The sequence below is a fragment of the Streptomyces sp. CNZ287 genome, from assembly GCF_007827615.1.
Window position 1 is genome coordinate 109,819 of the sequence record NZ_VISV01000011.1, and the last position, 13,032, is coordinate 122,850.

At 70.7% G+C, this 13,032-nt stretch carries 12 protein-coding genes and 1 pseudogene; 8 read left to right on the forward strand and 5 right to left on the reverse strand.

The features are described 5' to 3' along the window. Positions 1-149 precede the first annotated feature (149 nt). From FB457_RS20635 to FB457_RS20655, 5 genes and pseudogenes are all read left to right on the forward strand, one after another. Positions 150-1,178, forward strand: coding sequence for an ATP-binding cassette domain-containing protein (locus FB457_RS20635; protein ID WP_145782773.1), 1,029 nt, complete (start codon positions 150-152; stop codon positions 1,176-1,178). After that, positions 1,168-2,136, forward strand: coding sequence for an ABC transporter permease (locus tag FB457_RS20640; RefSeq protein ID WP_047016780.1), 969 nt, complete (start codon positions 1,168-1,170; stop codon positions 2,134-2,136). The genes FB457_RS20635 and FB457_RS20640 overlap by 11 nt, the downstream gene beginning before the upstream one ends. Then, on the forward strand, positions 2,133-3,044 hold the full coding sequence (locus tag FB457_RS20645) for an ABC transporter ATP-binding protein (RefSeq protein ID WP_047016781.1): 912 nt from the start codon (positions 2,133-2,135) through the stop codon (positions 3,042-3,044). The genes FB457_RS20640 and FB457_RS20645 overlap by 4 nt, the downstream gene beginning before the upstream one ends. A gap of 18 nt (positions 3,045-3,062) precedes the next feature. After that, positions 3,063-3,782, forward strand: a complete 720-nt coding sequence (locus FB457_RS20650) for an ABC-2 transporter permease (protein WP_186462027.1) — start codon at positions 3,063-3,065, stop codon at positions 3,780-3,782. A 462-nt stretch (positions 3,783-4,244) separates the two neighbouring features. Continuing rightward, positions 4,245-4,490: pseudogene (locus FB457_RS20655) on the forward strand (dihydrofolate reductase family protein); the annotation flags it as partial. Between the two features lie 33 nt (positions 4,491-4,523). Here FB457_RS20655 and FB457_RS20660 read toward each other — a convergent pair. Further along, positions 4,524-7,214 carry a replicative DNA helicase gene (locus tag FB457_RS20660; RefSeq protein WP_486589091.1) on the reverse strand — a complete coding sequence of 897 codons (2,691 nt, stop codon included), beginning with the start codon at positions 7,212-7,214 and terminating at the stop codon, positions 4,524-4,526. A 506-nt stretch (positions 7,215-7,720) separates the two neighbouring features. On the opposite strand from FB457_RS20660, the gene FB457_RS20665 reads away from it, so the two are divergent. Continuing rightward, positions 7,721-9,094: an MATE family efflux transporter gene (locus FB457_RS20665; protein ID WP_347612074.1), complete on the forward strand. Its 1,374-nt coding sequence runs from the start codon at positions 7,721-7,723 to the stop codon at positions 9,092-9,094. Between the two features lie 134 nt (positions 9,095-9,228). Here the strand turns inward: FB457_RS20665 and rplI are convergent, their stop codons facing one another. From rplI to rpsF, 4 genes are all read right to left on the reverse strand, one after another. Beyond that, positions 9,229-9,675: a 50S ribosomal protein L9 gene (rplI, locus tag FB457_RS20670; protein ID WP_027741613.1), complete on the reverse strand. Its 447-nt coding sequence runs from the start codon at positions 9,673-9,675 to the stop codon at positions 9,229-9,231. A 19-nt stretch (positions 9,676-9,694) separates the two neighbouring features. After that, positions 9,695-9,931: a 30S ribosomal protein S18 gene (gene rpsR / locus FB457_RS20675; protein WP_018838794.1), complete on the reverse strand. Its 237-nt coding sequence runs from the start codon at positions 9,929-9,931 to the stop codon at positions 9,695-9,697. Positions 9,932-10,004: 73 nt separating this feature from the next. Next, positions 10,005-10,610, reverse strand: coding sequence for a single-stranded DNA-binding protein (locus tag FB457_RS20680; RefSeq protein WP_047016783.1), 606 nt, complete (start codon positions 10,608-10,610; stop codon positions 10,005-10,007). A gap of 171 nt (positions 10,611-10,781) precedes the next feature. Next, positions 10,782-11,072: a 30S ribosomal protein S6 gene (gene rpsF / locus FB457_RS20685; RefSeq protein WP_018838796.1), complete on the reverse strand. Its 291-nt coding sequence runs from the start codon at positions 11,070-11,072 to the stop codon at positions 10,782-10,784. 295 nt (positions 11,073-11,367) lie between these two features. On the opposite strand from rpsF, the gene FB457_RS20690 reads away from it, so the two are divergent. Further along, positions 11,368-11,673 carry a hypothetical protein gene (locus tag FB457_RS20690; RefSeq protein WP_047016784.1) on the forward strand — a complete coding sequence of 102 codons (306 nt, stop codon included), beginning with the start codon at positions 11,368-11,370 and terminating at the stop codon, positions 11,671-11,673. 159 nt (positions 11,674-11,832) lie between these two features. After that, positions 11,833-12,951, forward strand: a complete 1,119-nt coding sequence (locus FB457_RS20695; protein ID WP_047016785.1) for a lipid II:glycine glycyltransferase FemX — start codon at positions 11,833-11,835, stop codon at positions 12,949-12,951. The last annotated feature ends 81 nt before the right edge of the window (positions 12,952-13,032 follow it).

Sequence of the window (13,032 nt, forward strand, 5' to 3'; positions counted from 1 at the left end):
TCAATGCCCGCAGTCGCCCTGTGGATACCGTCGGTAACCTCAGGGTTCCCGCCCCCTTCCCCCTACGGGTCCGTCCCTCCCCGGTCGTATCCGGCAACCATCGCCAGGTCTGACGACCCCGCGCCCCCGCGCCACTACCGTCGTGCAACGTGACAGTCATCGCCACCGAGAACCTGAGCAAACGGTTTCCCCGGGTCACCGCGCTCGACGGCCTCACCCTCGACATCGGCCCCGGGGTCACGGGCCTGGTCGGCGCCAACGGCGCCGGCAAGTCCACGCTGATCAAGATCCTGCTCGGCCTGTCCCCCGCCTCCGAGGGCTCCGCCACCGTGCTCGGCCTCGACGTGGCCGCCGGCAGCGACACCGCCGCCACCATCCGCGAGCGCGTCGGCTACATGCCGGAACACGACTGCCTGCCGCCCGACGTCTCCGCCACGGAGTTCGTCGTCCACATGGCGCGCATGTCCGGCCTTCCCGCCACCGCGGCCCGCGAGCGCACCGCCGACACCCTGCGCCACGTCGGCTTGTACGAGGAGCGCTACCGCCCCATCGGCGGCTACTCGACCGGCATGAAGCAGCGCGTCAAGCTCGCCCAGGCCCTCGTGCACGACCCGCAGCTCGTCTTCCTCGACGAGCCGACCAACGGCCTCGACCCCGTCGGCCGCGACGACATGCTCGGCCTCATCCGCCGCGTACACGCCGACTTCGGCATCTCCGTCCTCGTCACCTCGCACCTCCTCGGCGAGCTGGAACGCACCTGCGACCACGTCGTCGTCATCGACGGCGGGCGGCTGCTGCGCTCCAGCTCCACCAGCGACTTCACGCAGACCACCGCCACCCTCGCGGTCGAGGTGACCGACACCGACGCCCACCCCGACGGCACCGCCACCCTGCGCAAGGCGCTCGCGGGCGCGGGCCTGGGGATCACCGCGGACGGCCGGCTGCTGTACGTCGAGGCCGAGGACGACGGCACGTACGACGTCGTACGGGACGCGGTGGCCGGTCTCGGCCTCGGGCTGGTGCGCATGGAGCAGCGCAGGCACCGGATCGCGGAGATTTTCCGCGACGACGACACCCTCCCGGCGAGCACGAGCACGAGCACGAGCGAGAACGCGAGCGCAGACACGAATCCCAGCACCCCCGCGACCGACCCCGCAGGAAGCCCTCATGCCCACTGACGCGCCCGCCACCGGCAACTCCGGCGCCACCGGCAAACCCGGCGCGCCCGCCGAAGCCCCCGGCACGAGCACCCCCGCCGCCACCGACGTCATCCACGACATCGGCTACCGCCACTACGAAGGCCCCCGCCTCGGCCGCGGCTACGCCCGCCGCTCCCTGTTCACCCAGTCCCTGCGCGCCGCGTACGGCCTCGGCCGCTCCGCCAAGTCCAAGGTCCCGCCCGCGCTCCTCTTCGGCATCATGTGCCTGGTCGCGCTCATCCTCGTCGCCGTCGCCATCGGCACGAGCATGGACGAACTGCCGCTGGAGTACACCGACTACGCGATCTACCTCCAGCCCGTCATCTTCCTCTTCATCGCCGCCCAGGCCCCCGTGTCCGTCTCCCGCGACCTGCGGTTCCGCACCGTCCCGCTCTACTTCTCCCGCCCCGTCGAACGCCTCGACTACGTCTCCGCCAAGTACGCGGCGATGGCCGGCGCGCTCTTCATCCTCACCGCCACCCCCCTGCTGATCCTCTATGTCGGCGCGCTGCTGGCGAAGCTCGACTTCACCGACCAGACCAAGGGCTTCGCCCAGGCGCTCCTCTCGGTCGCCCTGCTCTCCGTGCTCTTCGCCGGCATCGGCCTGGCCATCGCCGCCCTCACCCCGCGCCGCGGCTTCGGCGTCGCCGCCGTCATCGCCGCGTTCATCGTGCCTTTCGGCGCGGTCGGCGCGCTGCAGGGCATCGCGTGGGAGCAGGACAACCTCGGCGCCATCGGCTGGTTCGCGCTCTTCTCGCCCATCGGCATCATCGACAACATCCAGTCGACGTTCCTCGGCGCGACCCCCAGCACCGCCTCCCCCGAGCCCGTCGACCCGTCCACCGCGGCCGGCGGCGCCGCGCTGCTGGTCGCGCTCGCGCTCGCCGCCGGCTGCTTCCTCTTCCTGCTGCGCCGCTACCGAAAGGCCGGGCTGTGACCACCATCCGGATCGACAGCGTCTCCCGCTGGTTCGGCAACGTCGTCGCCGTCAACGACGTGAGCATGGCCATCGGCCCGGGCGTCACGGGCCTCCTCGGCCCCAACGGCGCCGGCAAGTCGACCCTCATCAACATGATGGCCGGCTTCCTCCCCCCCTCCACCGGCGCGGTCACTCTCGACGGTGTGCGCATCTGGCGCAACGAGCGGGTCTACAAGCAGATCGGGCTCGTCCCCGAGCGGGAGGCGATGTACGACTTCCTCACCGGCCGCGAGTTCGTCCTCGCCAACGCCGAGCTGCACGGCCTCGGCGCCGAGGCCGCGCGCAAGGCGCTGGCCACGGTCGAGATGGAGTACGCGCAGAATCGCCGCATCAGCACGTACAGCAAAGGCATGCGCCAGCGCGTGAAGATGGCCTCCGCCCTCGTCCACGAGCCCGACGTGCTGCTCCTCGACGAGCCGTTCAACGGCATGGACCCGCGCCAGCGCATGCACCTCATGGACCTGCTGCGGCAGATGGGCGCCGCCGGCCGCACCGTGCTCTTCTCCTCGCACATCCTGGAGGAGGTCGAGCAACTCGCCGCGCACATCGAGGTGATCGTCGCCGGCCGGCACGCCGCGTCCGGCGACTTCCGCAAGATCCGCCGGCTGATGACCGACCGCCCGCACCACTACGCCGTACGCTCCAGCGACGACCGCGCGCTGGCCTCCGCGCTCATCGCCGACCCGTCCACCGCCGGGCTCGAACTCGACCGGCGCGACGGCGTCCTGCACATCCAGGCCGTCGACTTCGCCCGCTTCACCGAGCTGCTGCCGCGCGTCGCCAGGGACCACGGCATCCGCCTCTACGAGGTCTCGCCCTCCGACGAGTCCCTCGAATCCGTCTTCTCGTACCTGGTCGCGGCCTGAGGAGCGAAGAACACGATGCTGTACCACCCCACCGTCGCCCGGCTCACCCAGCGGGCCATCCTCGGCCGCCGCCGGGCGCTCATCCTGCTCCTGCTGCCCGTGCTGCTCATCGTCATCGCCATCGTCGTACGCGCCCTCGTCGGCGCCGACGACGAGGTCACCGCCGACCTCCTCGGCGGCTTCGCGCTGGCGACCATGGTGCCGCTCATCGGCGTCATCGCCGGCACGGGCGCCATCGGCCCGGAGATCGACGACAGTTCGATCGTCTATCTGCTCGCGAAGCCCGTGCCGCGCCCGACGATCATCCTCACCAAGCTGATCGTCGCGGTGAGCGTGACCGTCGCGTTCTCCGCGCTCCCCACGCTGGTCGCCGGGGTCATCCTCGGCGGCAACGGCAGCCGCCTGGCGGTCGCGTACGCCCTGGCCGCCGCGGTCGCCTCCGTCGCGTACGCCGCCTTCTTCCTGATGCTCGGCACGATCTCGCGGCACGCGGTGGTCTTCGGGCTCGTCTACGCGCTGGTGTGGGAGGCCCTGCTCGGCAGCCTCGTCGACGGCGTGAAGACGCTCAGCATCCAGCAGTGGGCGCTGGCGGTGGGCGAGAGGATCGGCCAGGGCGGCCACGTGGTCTCCGACGTGGCACTGCCGGTGGCGACGGTCCTGCTGATCGTGGTCACGGCGGGCGCGACGTGGTTCGCCGCCCAGCGCCTGCGGTCGCTGACGCTGGCGGGCGAGGAGTAGATTCCAGGGCGGGGCGGGGGATGCCTGTGACGTTCGAGATGATTGCGGATCCTCCGGCCCGTACCGCCGCGTTCGAACCGCACCTGGACGGGCTGCTGGAACTCTTCAGCCCCGCCTGGGCCGTTCCGGACGGGGCCGGGGAGAGCGCGTACCGCCGGTGCGAGGTCAAGCGCCGGGAGATCGGCCGGGCCGCCGAGGCCGGCCCCGACCGTACGCGCCGGCACGCCGCCCCGCTCCTCCAGGCCGCCGTTCTCGACCACTGCCGCAGCGGGATCAACCAGCTCGTACGCTCCCTGGTCAAGGCCCTCGGGCACCGCTGGACGCAGGAGGGGATCGTCTCCTACGTCCGCACCGGGCGGAGCAGCAGGGGGAAGAGCCGGGACCGCGAGGACGTCTTCGCCCAACGCGCCGCCCGGGGCGCCGCCCTGGGCGAGTGCGCACTTCCGCAGGTATCTCGGGCGTGTATCCGAGATCACCCGGCTCAAGGCCGAGGACGGCGGCCCGATGGACATCGGCGGCGCGACGCTCGCCGGGGCGGCCATGCGGGCCGGGCTGATCGACGAGTACGTGCTGGCCACCGCGCCGGTCCTGGTGGGCGGCGGGACGCCGTTCTTCGCCGCGCTGGACGGCCAGGTGAACCTGGACCTGGTGGAGACGCGGACGTTTCCCGGCGGCGTGGTCCTGACCAGGTACGAGACGAGGCGCTGAGCAGCTTCCCGCTGTCTCACCACACGCCGCGGGTCAGGTCTGGGCCATGTCCACGAAGCGGGAGTAGTGGCCCTGGAACGCCACCGTGATCGTCGCCGTCGGGCCGTTGCGGTGCTTCGCGACGATCAGGTCCGCCTCGCCGGCGCGTGGCGACTCCTTTTCGTACGCGTCCTCACGGTGCAACAGGATGACCATGTCAGCATCCTGTTCGATACTATTGTGCACGCTGATCCCGTTGGCGATGAAGTTGTGCGTGCCGAGCACGGTGGCGTCGTAGACCTCCTGCTCGCCCAGGGCCTCGATCGAGACAACCTCGTCCCAGAACACGTCGCTGGTCGCAAGCATCTCCAGATCCGCGCTCTGCAGGATCTCCGCGATGTGCCCGAGCCGGACTCGACCGGGCGACCTCTTGTAGAGCGCGCTTCCCCAGGACTTGGTGCCCGGTGCGGCCTGGAAAGCGCGCGTCGTCAGGGACTGCTCACGCATCTGCTCGCGGACCTGCTCCCAGACGTCGCGCGGGACGGTGTCGACGTTGGGGTTGGCCTGCACGTGTCGTAGGCGCTCCACCGCGGAGACGACATGGCGGGAGCGGTCGCCATGGACGCCGACGTTCTGCAGGAACCGACGTTGGTCGTCCACCCCGGAGACATCCACGGTCCAGCCGGGACGGCCGGTGGTGTTGCCCACTGCCCGCAGTCGGGCGCGGATGTCGAGGCGCAGCAGGAGTTGCTGCAGGTCCCGGGCGAGACGTTCGCTCGTTGTCGCGTAGGAGACGCGGACAGCGCCGGAACCCGACACCGTCACCGAACCGTCCGTCGCCCACAAGTGGCGCAGGAAGAGCCGCACCTGCTCGTCGGGCAGGGCGAACACCTCGCGCGGGAGGAATTTCTCGTGCGCGCGCTTGCCGTACAGGCCCATGCCGTCCAGCCAGGCGGCGATGGGGTTGAGCCGTCCGCGTGCGAGGCGGAAGGGGGCGGGCAGACGGACGTGCGACCAGGTGCCTTGGGCAGTACGCCGGGGAGTGATGCCGAAGTGGGCCGCCGCCTCTTCCACTGCGGCGAGGTTGGCCTCGTCTTTGCTCGTGTAGTGCACGGGCTGGCGCGGTGCGATGCAGCCGTCTCCGAGCAGGTGCCCGAGCATGATCACCTCGGCTTCGGGCCAGGCCCTCTGCTGCACAGGCCCTCTGATCTGCCGCGGTGTGGCGATACGTGAGCCCGCGGCGAGTTGGCCGAGGGGAGTCCAGCCGTCGTACGTCAGGAACGGGTGGTTTGCCGTCGCCTCGATCTCCCGGCCCGAAGCGAGCCGCAAGCGGAAGACCTCCTTGACCCCGCTGGAGAAGACGTGCGTCATCGTCCGTGGGACGACCCGGAGTTGCTCGTCCAGCGACCAGACCGGGATGTCCTTCTCGCCGCGGGTGAGCAGCTCACCGATGGTGACCTCGCTGCCGGTGTCGGCTCGCAGAACGCGGGTCGACGCGGTGACGCATCCCGATTCACGGAGGTCAGAGACCATCGGCTTCTTGTCGGTGCGCTGTTCCGGGCCGCGGTTGAGCTGGGAGAGGGCGATCACCGGGACCTCCAGCTCCTTGGCCAGGAGCTTGAGGTTCCGGGACATCTCCGAGACCTCCTGCTGGCGGCTCTCCGGGCGGCGGGAGCCGCCCGTCTGCATCAGTTGGAGGTAGTCGATGACGATCATCTGCAGGTCGTTGCGCTGCTTCAGCCGACGGCACTTGGCGCGGATCTCCATCATCGACAGGTTCGGCGAGTCGTCGATGTAGAGCGGGGCGCCCGTCACCTCCGGCATCCGGCGGGCCAGGCGGGTCCAGTCGTCGTCGGTCATACTGCCGGAGCGCATGTGGTGGAGCGCCACGCGGGCCTCCGCGGAGAGCAGTCGCATCGCGATCTCGTTGCGGCCCATCTCCAGCGAGAAGATGACGCTCGGCAGATTGTTCTTGATCGAACAGGCGCGGGCGAAGTCCAGGGCGAGCGTGGACTTCCCCATGGCGGGGCGGGCGGCCACGACGATCATCTGGCCGGGGTGGAGGCCGTTGGTGAGGGAGTCGAGGTCGGTGAAGCCCGTGGGGACGCCGGACATCTGACCGCTGCGGGAGCCGATGGCCTCGATCTCGTCGAGGGCGCCCTCCATGATCTCGCCGAGGGGGAGGTAGTCCTCCGCGGTGCGCTGTTCGGTGACGGCGTAGATCTCGGCCTGGGCGGAGTTGACGATGTCGTCGACCTCGCCGTCGGCCGCGTATCCCATCTGCGTGATCCGCGTGCCGGCCTCGACCAGGCGGCGCAGGATGGCGCGCTGGTGGACGATCTCGGCGTAGTACTCCGCGTTGGCGGCCGTGGGGACGGATTGGACGAGGGTGTGGAGGTAGGAGGCGCCGCCCACGCGGGCGAGCTCGCCGCGCTTGGTGAGCTCGGCGGAGACGGTGATGGGGTCGGCGGGCTCGCCGCGGGCGTAGAGGTCGAGGATCGCGGTGTAGACCGTCTCGTGCGCCGGGCGGTAGAAGTCGTGGCCCTTGAGGACCTCGACGACGTCGGCGATGGCGTCCTTCGACAGCAGCATGCCGCCGAGGACGGACTGCTCGGCGTCCAGATCCTGCGGGGGTACGCGCTCGAAGGCGGCGGGGGCGCCGGGACCCCAGGGGTCATCCGGCGCGGGCTGGTCCGGCCGGCTGTGCCGGTCCTCGCGGCGCAGTGGACGGACGTCCCCGGGCATGGTGTCGACATAGTCCCCGTGCTCTGACACGGCTGCCCCCACCTCCTCCCACCCGCCTCGCGGCGGACCTCTCAGGGCGCCCCTCTTTCTTACGGCACACCGCTGACAAATCGCCCGCGGCGTTCCGCTTCCGGCGCGTCGGCCGGGCCCCCGGACCGCGGGGCGGCGGCGCCGCTGCCGGCAGGGGGGAGGGTCAACGGTAGGTCCGCGGCGGGCTGTCGCCAATTGCGCTATCCACAGGGGGTGTGGAAAGCCGCGCCCAACCTGTGGATTACTTGGGGAAAGCTGTGTACGAGCCGGGGGACAGCGCTGTGGACAAGCACACTATCGCTCCGCGATCACCCGTTTGACCTGCTGATTCTTCGTCCACCCCCGGTGGAGGAGAAAAACTTTCCCCGCGGGGCCGAGGTCGCGGCGCACGCCGCGCGTGATCACCCCGTACACGTCATCTTGTAAGTACCCACATCCTGTTGCGTCTGTTACCTGTGGACTATTAGATTTGCTGCATGCACGACGTCCCCGCGACCACCGCCGCCGGCCAGGGCACGCCCGGCGAGCAGCGACGCCGTATCCGGCGGCGGCACGACCGCGAGATCGTCGCCCTCGCCGTCCCCGCCTTCGGCGCCCTCGTCGCCGAGCCGCTCTTCGTGCTCGCCGACAGCGCCATCGTCGGCCACCTCGGCACCCCGCATCTCGCCGGGCTCGGCGTCGCCGCCGCGCTCCTCACCACCGCCGTGAGCGTCTTCGTCTTCCTCGCCTACGCCACGACCGCCGCCGTCGCCCGCCGCGTCGGCGCCGGCGATCTGCGCTCCGCGATCCAGCAGGGCGTCGACGGCATCTGGCTCGCCGCGCTGCTCGGCGCCGTGCTCGTCGCGGTCACCGTCCCCGCCGCGCCCGGGCTCGTCGGGCTCTTCGGCGCCTCCGACACCGCCGCGCCGTACGCGGTGACGTATCTGCGCATCAGCGCCTTCGGCATCCCCGCCATGCTCATCGTCTTCGCCGCCACCGGCGTGCTGCGCGGCTTGCAGGACACCCGCACGCCGCTGTACGTCGCCATCGGCGGCTTCACCGCCAACGCCGTGCTCAACATCGCCCTCGTCTACGGCGCCGGCCTCGGCATCGCCGGCTCCGCCTGGGGCACCGTGCTCGCCCAGTGGGGCATGGCCGCGGTCTACCTGGTCGTCGTCGTACGGGGCGCCCGCAAGCACGGCGCCGCGCTGCGCCCGCAGCCGGCCGGCATACGCGCCTCCGCACGGGCCGGGGTGCCGCTGCTCATCCGTACCCTCTCGCTGCGCGCCATCGGCCTCATCGCGACCGCGGTGGCCGCGGGACTCGGGGACGAGTCGGTCGCCGCGCACCAGGTGGTGCTGAGCATCTGGTCGCTGCTGGCGTTCGCGCTGGACGCGATAGCGATCGCCGGGCAGGCGATCATCGGCCGGTATCTGGGCGCGGGGGACGTGGACGGGGCGCGGGAGGCGTGCCGGCGGATGGTGCAGTGGGGGGTGGCGACCGGCGCGGTGCTGGGTGCGCTGGTGGTGGCCGCCCGGCCGCTGATCCTGCCCCTCTTCACGGACGACGCGCGGGTGCACGACGTGCTGCTGCCCGCGCTGCTGGTCGTCGCGGTGACGCAGCCGCTGGCGGGGGTGGTGTTCGTGCTCGACGGCGTGCTCATGGGCGCGGGCGACGGGCCGTATCTGGCCTGGGCGATGCTGCTCACGCTGGCCGTCTTCGCGCCCGTGGCGCTGGCGGTGCCGTCACTGGGCGGGGGGCTGACGGCCGTGTGGTGGTCGATGGGGCTGATGATGCTGACGCGGCTGGTGACGCTGTGGCTGCGGGCACGGTCCGGGCGGTGGCTGGTCACGGGCGCCGTCCGGGCGTAGCCCGGTACGAGTCCGGGCCGCGCGCAGCCCTCGTAGGGGCCCGGCCCGCGTGAGCCCGCCGTCCCGGTACGCGAACGGGCCGCGCCCCCGCAAGGGCGCGGCCCGTCCTTCGTCCTACCCGTCGCCGAACGGCGTCAGCCGGCCACGACCTCGACGCCGACCTTCGCGTCGACCTCGGGATGCAGCCGTACGGACACCTGGTGGGCGCCGAGGCTCTTGATCGGCGCGGACAGCTCGATGCGCCGCTTGTCGACGTCCGGACCGCCGGCCTGCTTGATCGCCGTGGCGATGTCGGCCGGGGTGACGGCGCCGAAGAGCCGGCCGCTGGCGCCGGCCCGCGTGGACAGGCGCACCTGCACGCCCTCCAGCTCCGACTTGACGGCGTTGGCCTGCTCGACCGAGGCGATCTCGCGCAGCTTGCGGCCGCGGCGGATCTGCGCCACGTCCTTCTCCCCGCCGCGGGTCCAGCGGATCGCCAGCCCGTTGGGGATCAGGTAGTTGCGGGCGTACCCGTCCTTGACCTCGACGACATCGCCCGCGGCACCGAGGCCGGAGACCTCACCCTTGAGGATGATCTTCATGCTTGTCTCACCCTCCCAGTCAGCGCGCGGTCGAGGTGTAGGGCAGCAGCGCCATCTCCCGGCTGTTCTTCACGGCCGTGGCGACGTCACGCTGATGCTGGGTGCAGTTGCCGGTGACCCGGCGGGCACGGATCTTGCCGCGGTCGGAGATGAACTTCCGCAGCAGGTTCGTGTCCTTGTAGTCGACGTAGGAGATCTTCTCCTTGCAGAAGACGCAAACCTTCTTCTTCGGCTTGCGCGGAGGCGGCTTCGCCATGATGTCTCTTACTCCAGTGTGATCAAGAAGTGTGGTGTACGAGCACGCTCGTCACGCCCCGGGAAGCCCGGGATCAGAACGGGGGCTCGTCCGAGTAACCGCCGCCCTGGCCGCCCTGGCCGCCGCCGGAGTTCCCACCCCAGCCGCCGCCCTGACCGCCCTGCTGACCGCCGCCCGACGTCGCCCACGGGTCGCCCTGCGGGCCGCCGCCGCCCTGACCGCCCTGGCCGCCGCCGGGGTTTCCGCCCCAGCCGCCGCCCTGGCCGCCCTGCTGGCCGCCGCCACCGCCGAAGCCGCCGCCCTGGCCGCCCCTGCCGGTGGTCTTGGTGACCTTGGCGGTGGCATACCGGAGCGCGGGGCCGATCTCGTCGACCTCCAGCTCCACCACGGTCCGCTTCTCGCCCTGCTGGGTCTCGTACGAACGCTGGCGGAGCCGGCCCTGGGCAACCACGCGCGTGCCGCGCGTCAGCGACTCGGCGACGTTCTCCGCCGCCTGGCGCCAGATCGACGCGCGGAGGAACAGCGGGTCGCCGTCCTTCCACTCGTTGGTCTGCCGGTCGAACGTCCGGGGGGTCGACGCGATCGTGAAGTTCGCGACGGCCGCGCCGGACGGCGTGAAGCGCAGCTCGGGGTCATCGGTCAGGTTTCCGACGACGGTGATGACGGTCTCGCCTGCCATGTCTTGACCTCTCGCGGTTGCTGCCGGGTGGTGCGGTCTGGCTTGTCAGTGCTGTCAGTGCTGTCCAGTGCTGTGCGCACGGCCAGCGCTGTCGGTTCAGTCGGTCCGGTTACTCGTACGCGGTCCGTCCGTCGCCGGACGGGCCGTACGCGGTCTGCTCGTCGGTTGCGGTCAGTGGATTGCGGGGCGCAGGACCTTGGTCCGCAGCACCGACTCGTTGAGGTTCATCTGCCGGTCGAGCTCCTTGACGACATCGGCCTCGGCCTGGATGTCGATGACCGAGTAGATGCCCTCGGGCTTCTTCTTGATCTCGTAAGCGAGACGACGACGGCCCCAGGTGTCGACCTTCTCCACCTTGCCCTTGGCCTCACGGATCACGGACAGGAAGGACTCGATCAACGGGGAGACTGCACGCTCCTCGAGATCGGGGTCGAGGATGACCATCACCTCGTAGTGACGCATTGTGGAACCCACCTCCTCTGGACTCGGCGGCCACGGTCTCTCCGTGGCAGGAGGTTCTTCATTGCGTCGCAACGGTAGCGCCCGGCACTGACAACCGCGGGGGCGGCGCCGGATGGGGCGCCGGTGCGGTGGGGTGGCCTGGGCAGACTCCGCTACAGACCGTACACAGTACCCGCAGCGGCCCTTCCGGTTGAAATCCGGCCACGATTCCCGGCAATCTGTACACATCGGGTGTGAGCGGCGTCACCTACGACTCTGGAGCCCGGCGCCGCCATACGGGCATGGAGGTGCCCTTATGCCTCAGGCAGTACAGCCCCCGCAGCGCAACATCGGCCTCTTCGCCAGCGACGGCGAATACCACGTCGCCCAGGACACGCTCCTGGCCATCACCCTCGCCGTCGGGGCGATCGCGCTCGTCCTGGCCCAGTGGCGCGGCCTGCACGTGCCGGCGACCTGGGCGGGACTGATCGGGATCGTCACCGGGGCGTGGGGACAGATGATCTCCGTGACCACCAGGGAGCGGTTCCTGATCCTCCTGGGGCTGGGGGCCTCCGGCCTCGGGTTCTTCCTGGCGATGGCGCGCGGGGGCTTCTCCCTCTGATCCGTACGGCGCCGCCGCCCTACACCACCGGCGCTCTCCGTGTCTGCACGGCCCCGCCGCTTGGGCCTTCCCTCCTGGGGTGAGGTGCGCCCGCAGTAGGCTTCACCCGCGAGAAGCCTGCCGCAGTCGGCAACCCGCCGCAGCACGAGGAGCGCCGCCATGAGCCTGACCCTGCAGCCCATCAGCCGCGAGCAGCATCTGGCGTACATCCGCAGTCTGCCCGCCGCGAGCCACTGCCAGATCCCGGCGTGGGCGGACGTGAAGTCCGAGTGGCGCGCGGAGAACCTGGGCTGGTTCGACGCCGACGGCCGGCAGGTGGGCGCGGCGCTGGTGCTGTACCGGCAGTTGCCGAAGGTGAAGCGGTATCTGGCGTATCTGCCGGAGGGGCCGGTCATCGACTGGTACGCGCCGAACCTCGACGCGTGGCTCAACCCGATGCTGGCGCATCTGAAGAGCCAGGGCGCGTTCTCCGTGAAGATGGGCCCGCCGGTGATCATCCGCCGCTGGGAGGCGCCGACGATCAAGGCGGGCATCGCCGACCCGGACGTCAAGCGGCTGCGCGACGTCAACGCGGACGTCGTCGAGCCCCGGGCCTTCGAGGTCGCCGAGCGGCTGCGGCGGATGGGCTGGCAGCAGGGCGAGGACGGCGGTGCGGGCTTCGGCGACGTACAGCCGCGGTACGTCTTCCAGGTGCCGCTGGCGGGGCGGTCCCTGGACGAGATCTTCAAGGGCTTCAACCAGCTCTGGCGGCGCAACGTGAAGAAGGCCGAGAAGGCCGGCGTCGAGGTGGTGCAGGGCGGTCTCGAGCACTTCGGCGAGTGGCAGCGGCTGTACGAGATCACGGCCGAGCGCGACAAGTTCCGGCCCCGGCCGCAGGGGTACTTCGAGCGCATGTGGAAGGTGCTCAACGCCGAGGAGCCGGGCCGCATGCGGCTGTACTTCGCGCTCTACCAGGGCGAGTGCCTGGCGGCGACGACGATGCTGACGGTGGGCGGGCACGTGTGGTACTCGTACGGTGCCTCCGCCAACCACGGGCGCGAGGTGCGCCCGTCGAACGCCATCCAGTGGCAGATGATGAAGGACGCGCACGCCGCCGGCGCGCACGTGTACGACCTGCGGGGCATCGGCGACGCGCTCGTCGACAGCGACCACCTCTTCGGGCTGATCCAGTTCAAGGTGGGCACGGGCGGGCAGGCGGCCGAATACCTGGGCGAGTGGGACTACCCACTGAATAAGCTGCTCCACAAGGCTCTCGACATCTACATGTCCCGCCGCTGACCACGGCGACTTCACGCGAAGCAGCGGACTTCACGCGAAGGAAAGAGCCCCCGACACCGCGAAGGAAGGTACATCGACCGC

What these genes read in the sequence shown, in the direction of transcription:
- FB457_RS20640 (WP_047016780.1), top strand. Translation starts at nt 1,168, where the DNA reads ATGCCCACTGACGCGCCCGCCACCGGCAACTCCGGCGCCACCGGCAAA.
- FB457_RS20660 (WP_486589091.1), bottom strand. Translation starts at nt 7,214, where the DNA reads ATGCCCGGGGACGTCCGTCCACTGCGCCGCGAGGACCGGCACAGCCGG.
- FB457_RS20665 (WP_347612074.1), top strand. Translation starts at nt 7,721, where the DNA reads ATGCACGACGTCCCCGCGACCACCGCCGCCGGCCAGGGCACGCCCGGC.
- rplI (WP_027741613.1), bottom strand. Translation starts at nt 9,675, where the DNA reads ATGAAGATCATCCTCAAGGGTGAGGTCTCCGGCCTCGGTGCCGCGGGC.
- rpsR (WP_018838794.1), bottom strand. Translation starts at nt 9,931, where the DNA reads ATGGCGAAGCCGCCTCCGCGCAAGCCGAAGAAGAAGGTTTGCGTCTTC.
- FB457_RS20680 (WP_047016783.1), bottom strand. Translation starts at nt 10,610, where the DNA reads ATGGCAGGCGAGACCGTCATCACCGTCGTCGGAAACCTGACCGATGAC.
- rpsF (WP_018838796.1), bottom strand. Translation starts at nt 11,072, where the DNA reads ATGCGTCACTACGAGGTGATGGTCATCCTCGACCCCGATCTCGAGGAG.
- FB457_RS20690 (WP_047016784.1), top strand. Translation starts at nt 11,368, where the DNA reads ATGCCTCAGGCAGTACAGCCCCCGCAGCGCAACATCGGCCTCTTCGCC.
- FB457_RS20695 (WP_047016785.1), top strand. Translation starts at nt 11,833, where the DNA reads ATGAGCCTGACCCTGCAGCCCATCAGCCGCGAGCAGCATCTGGCGTAC.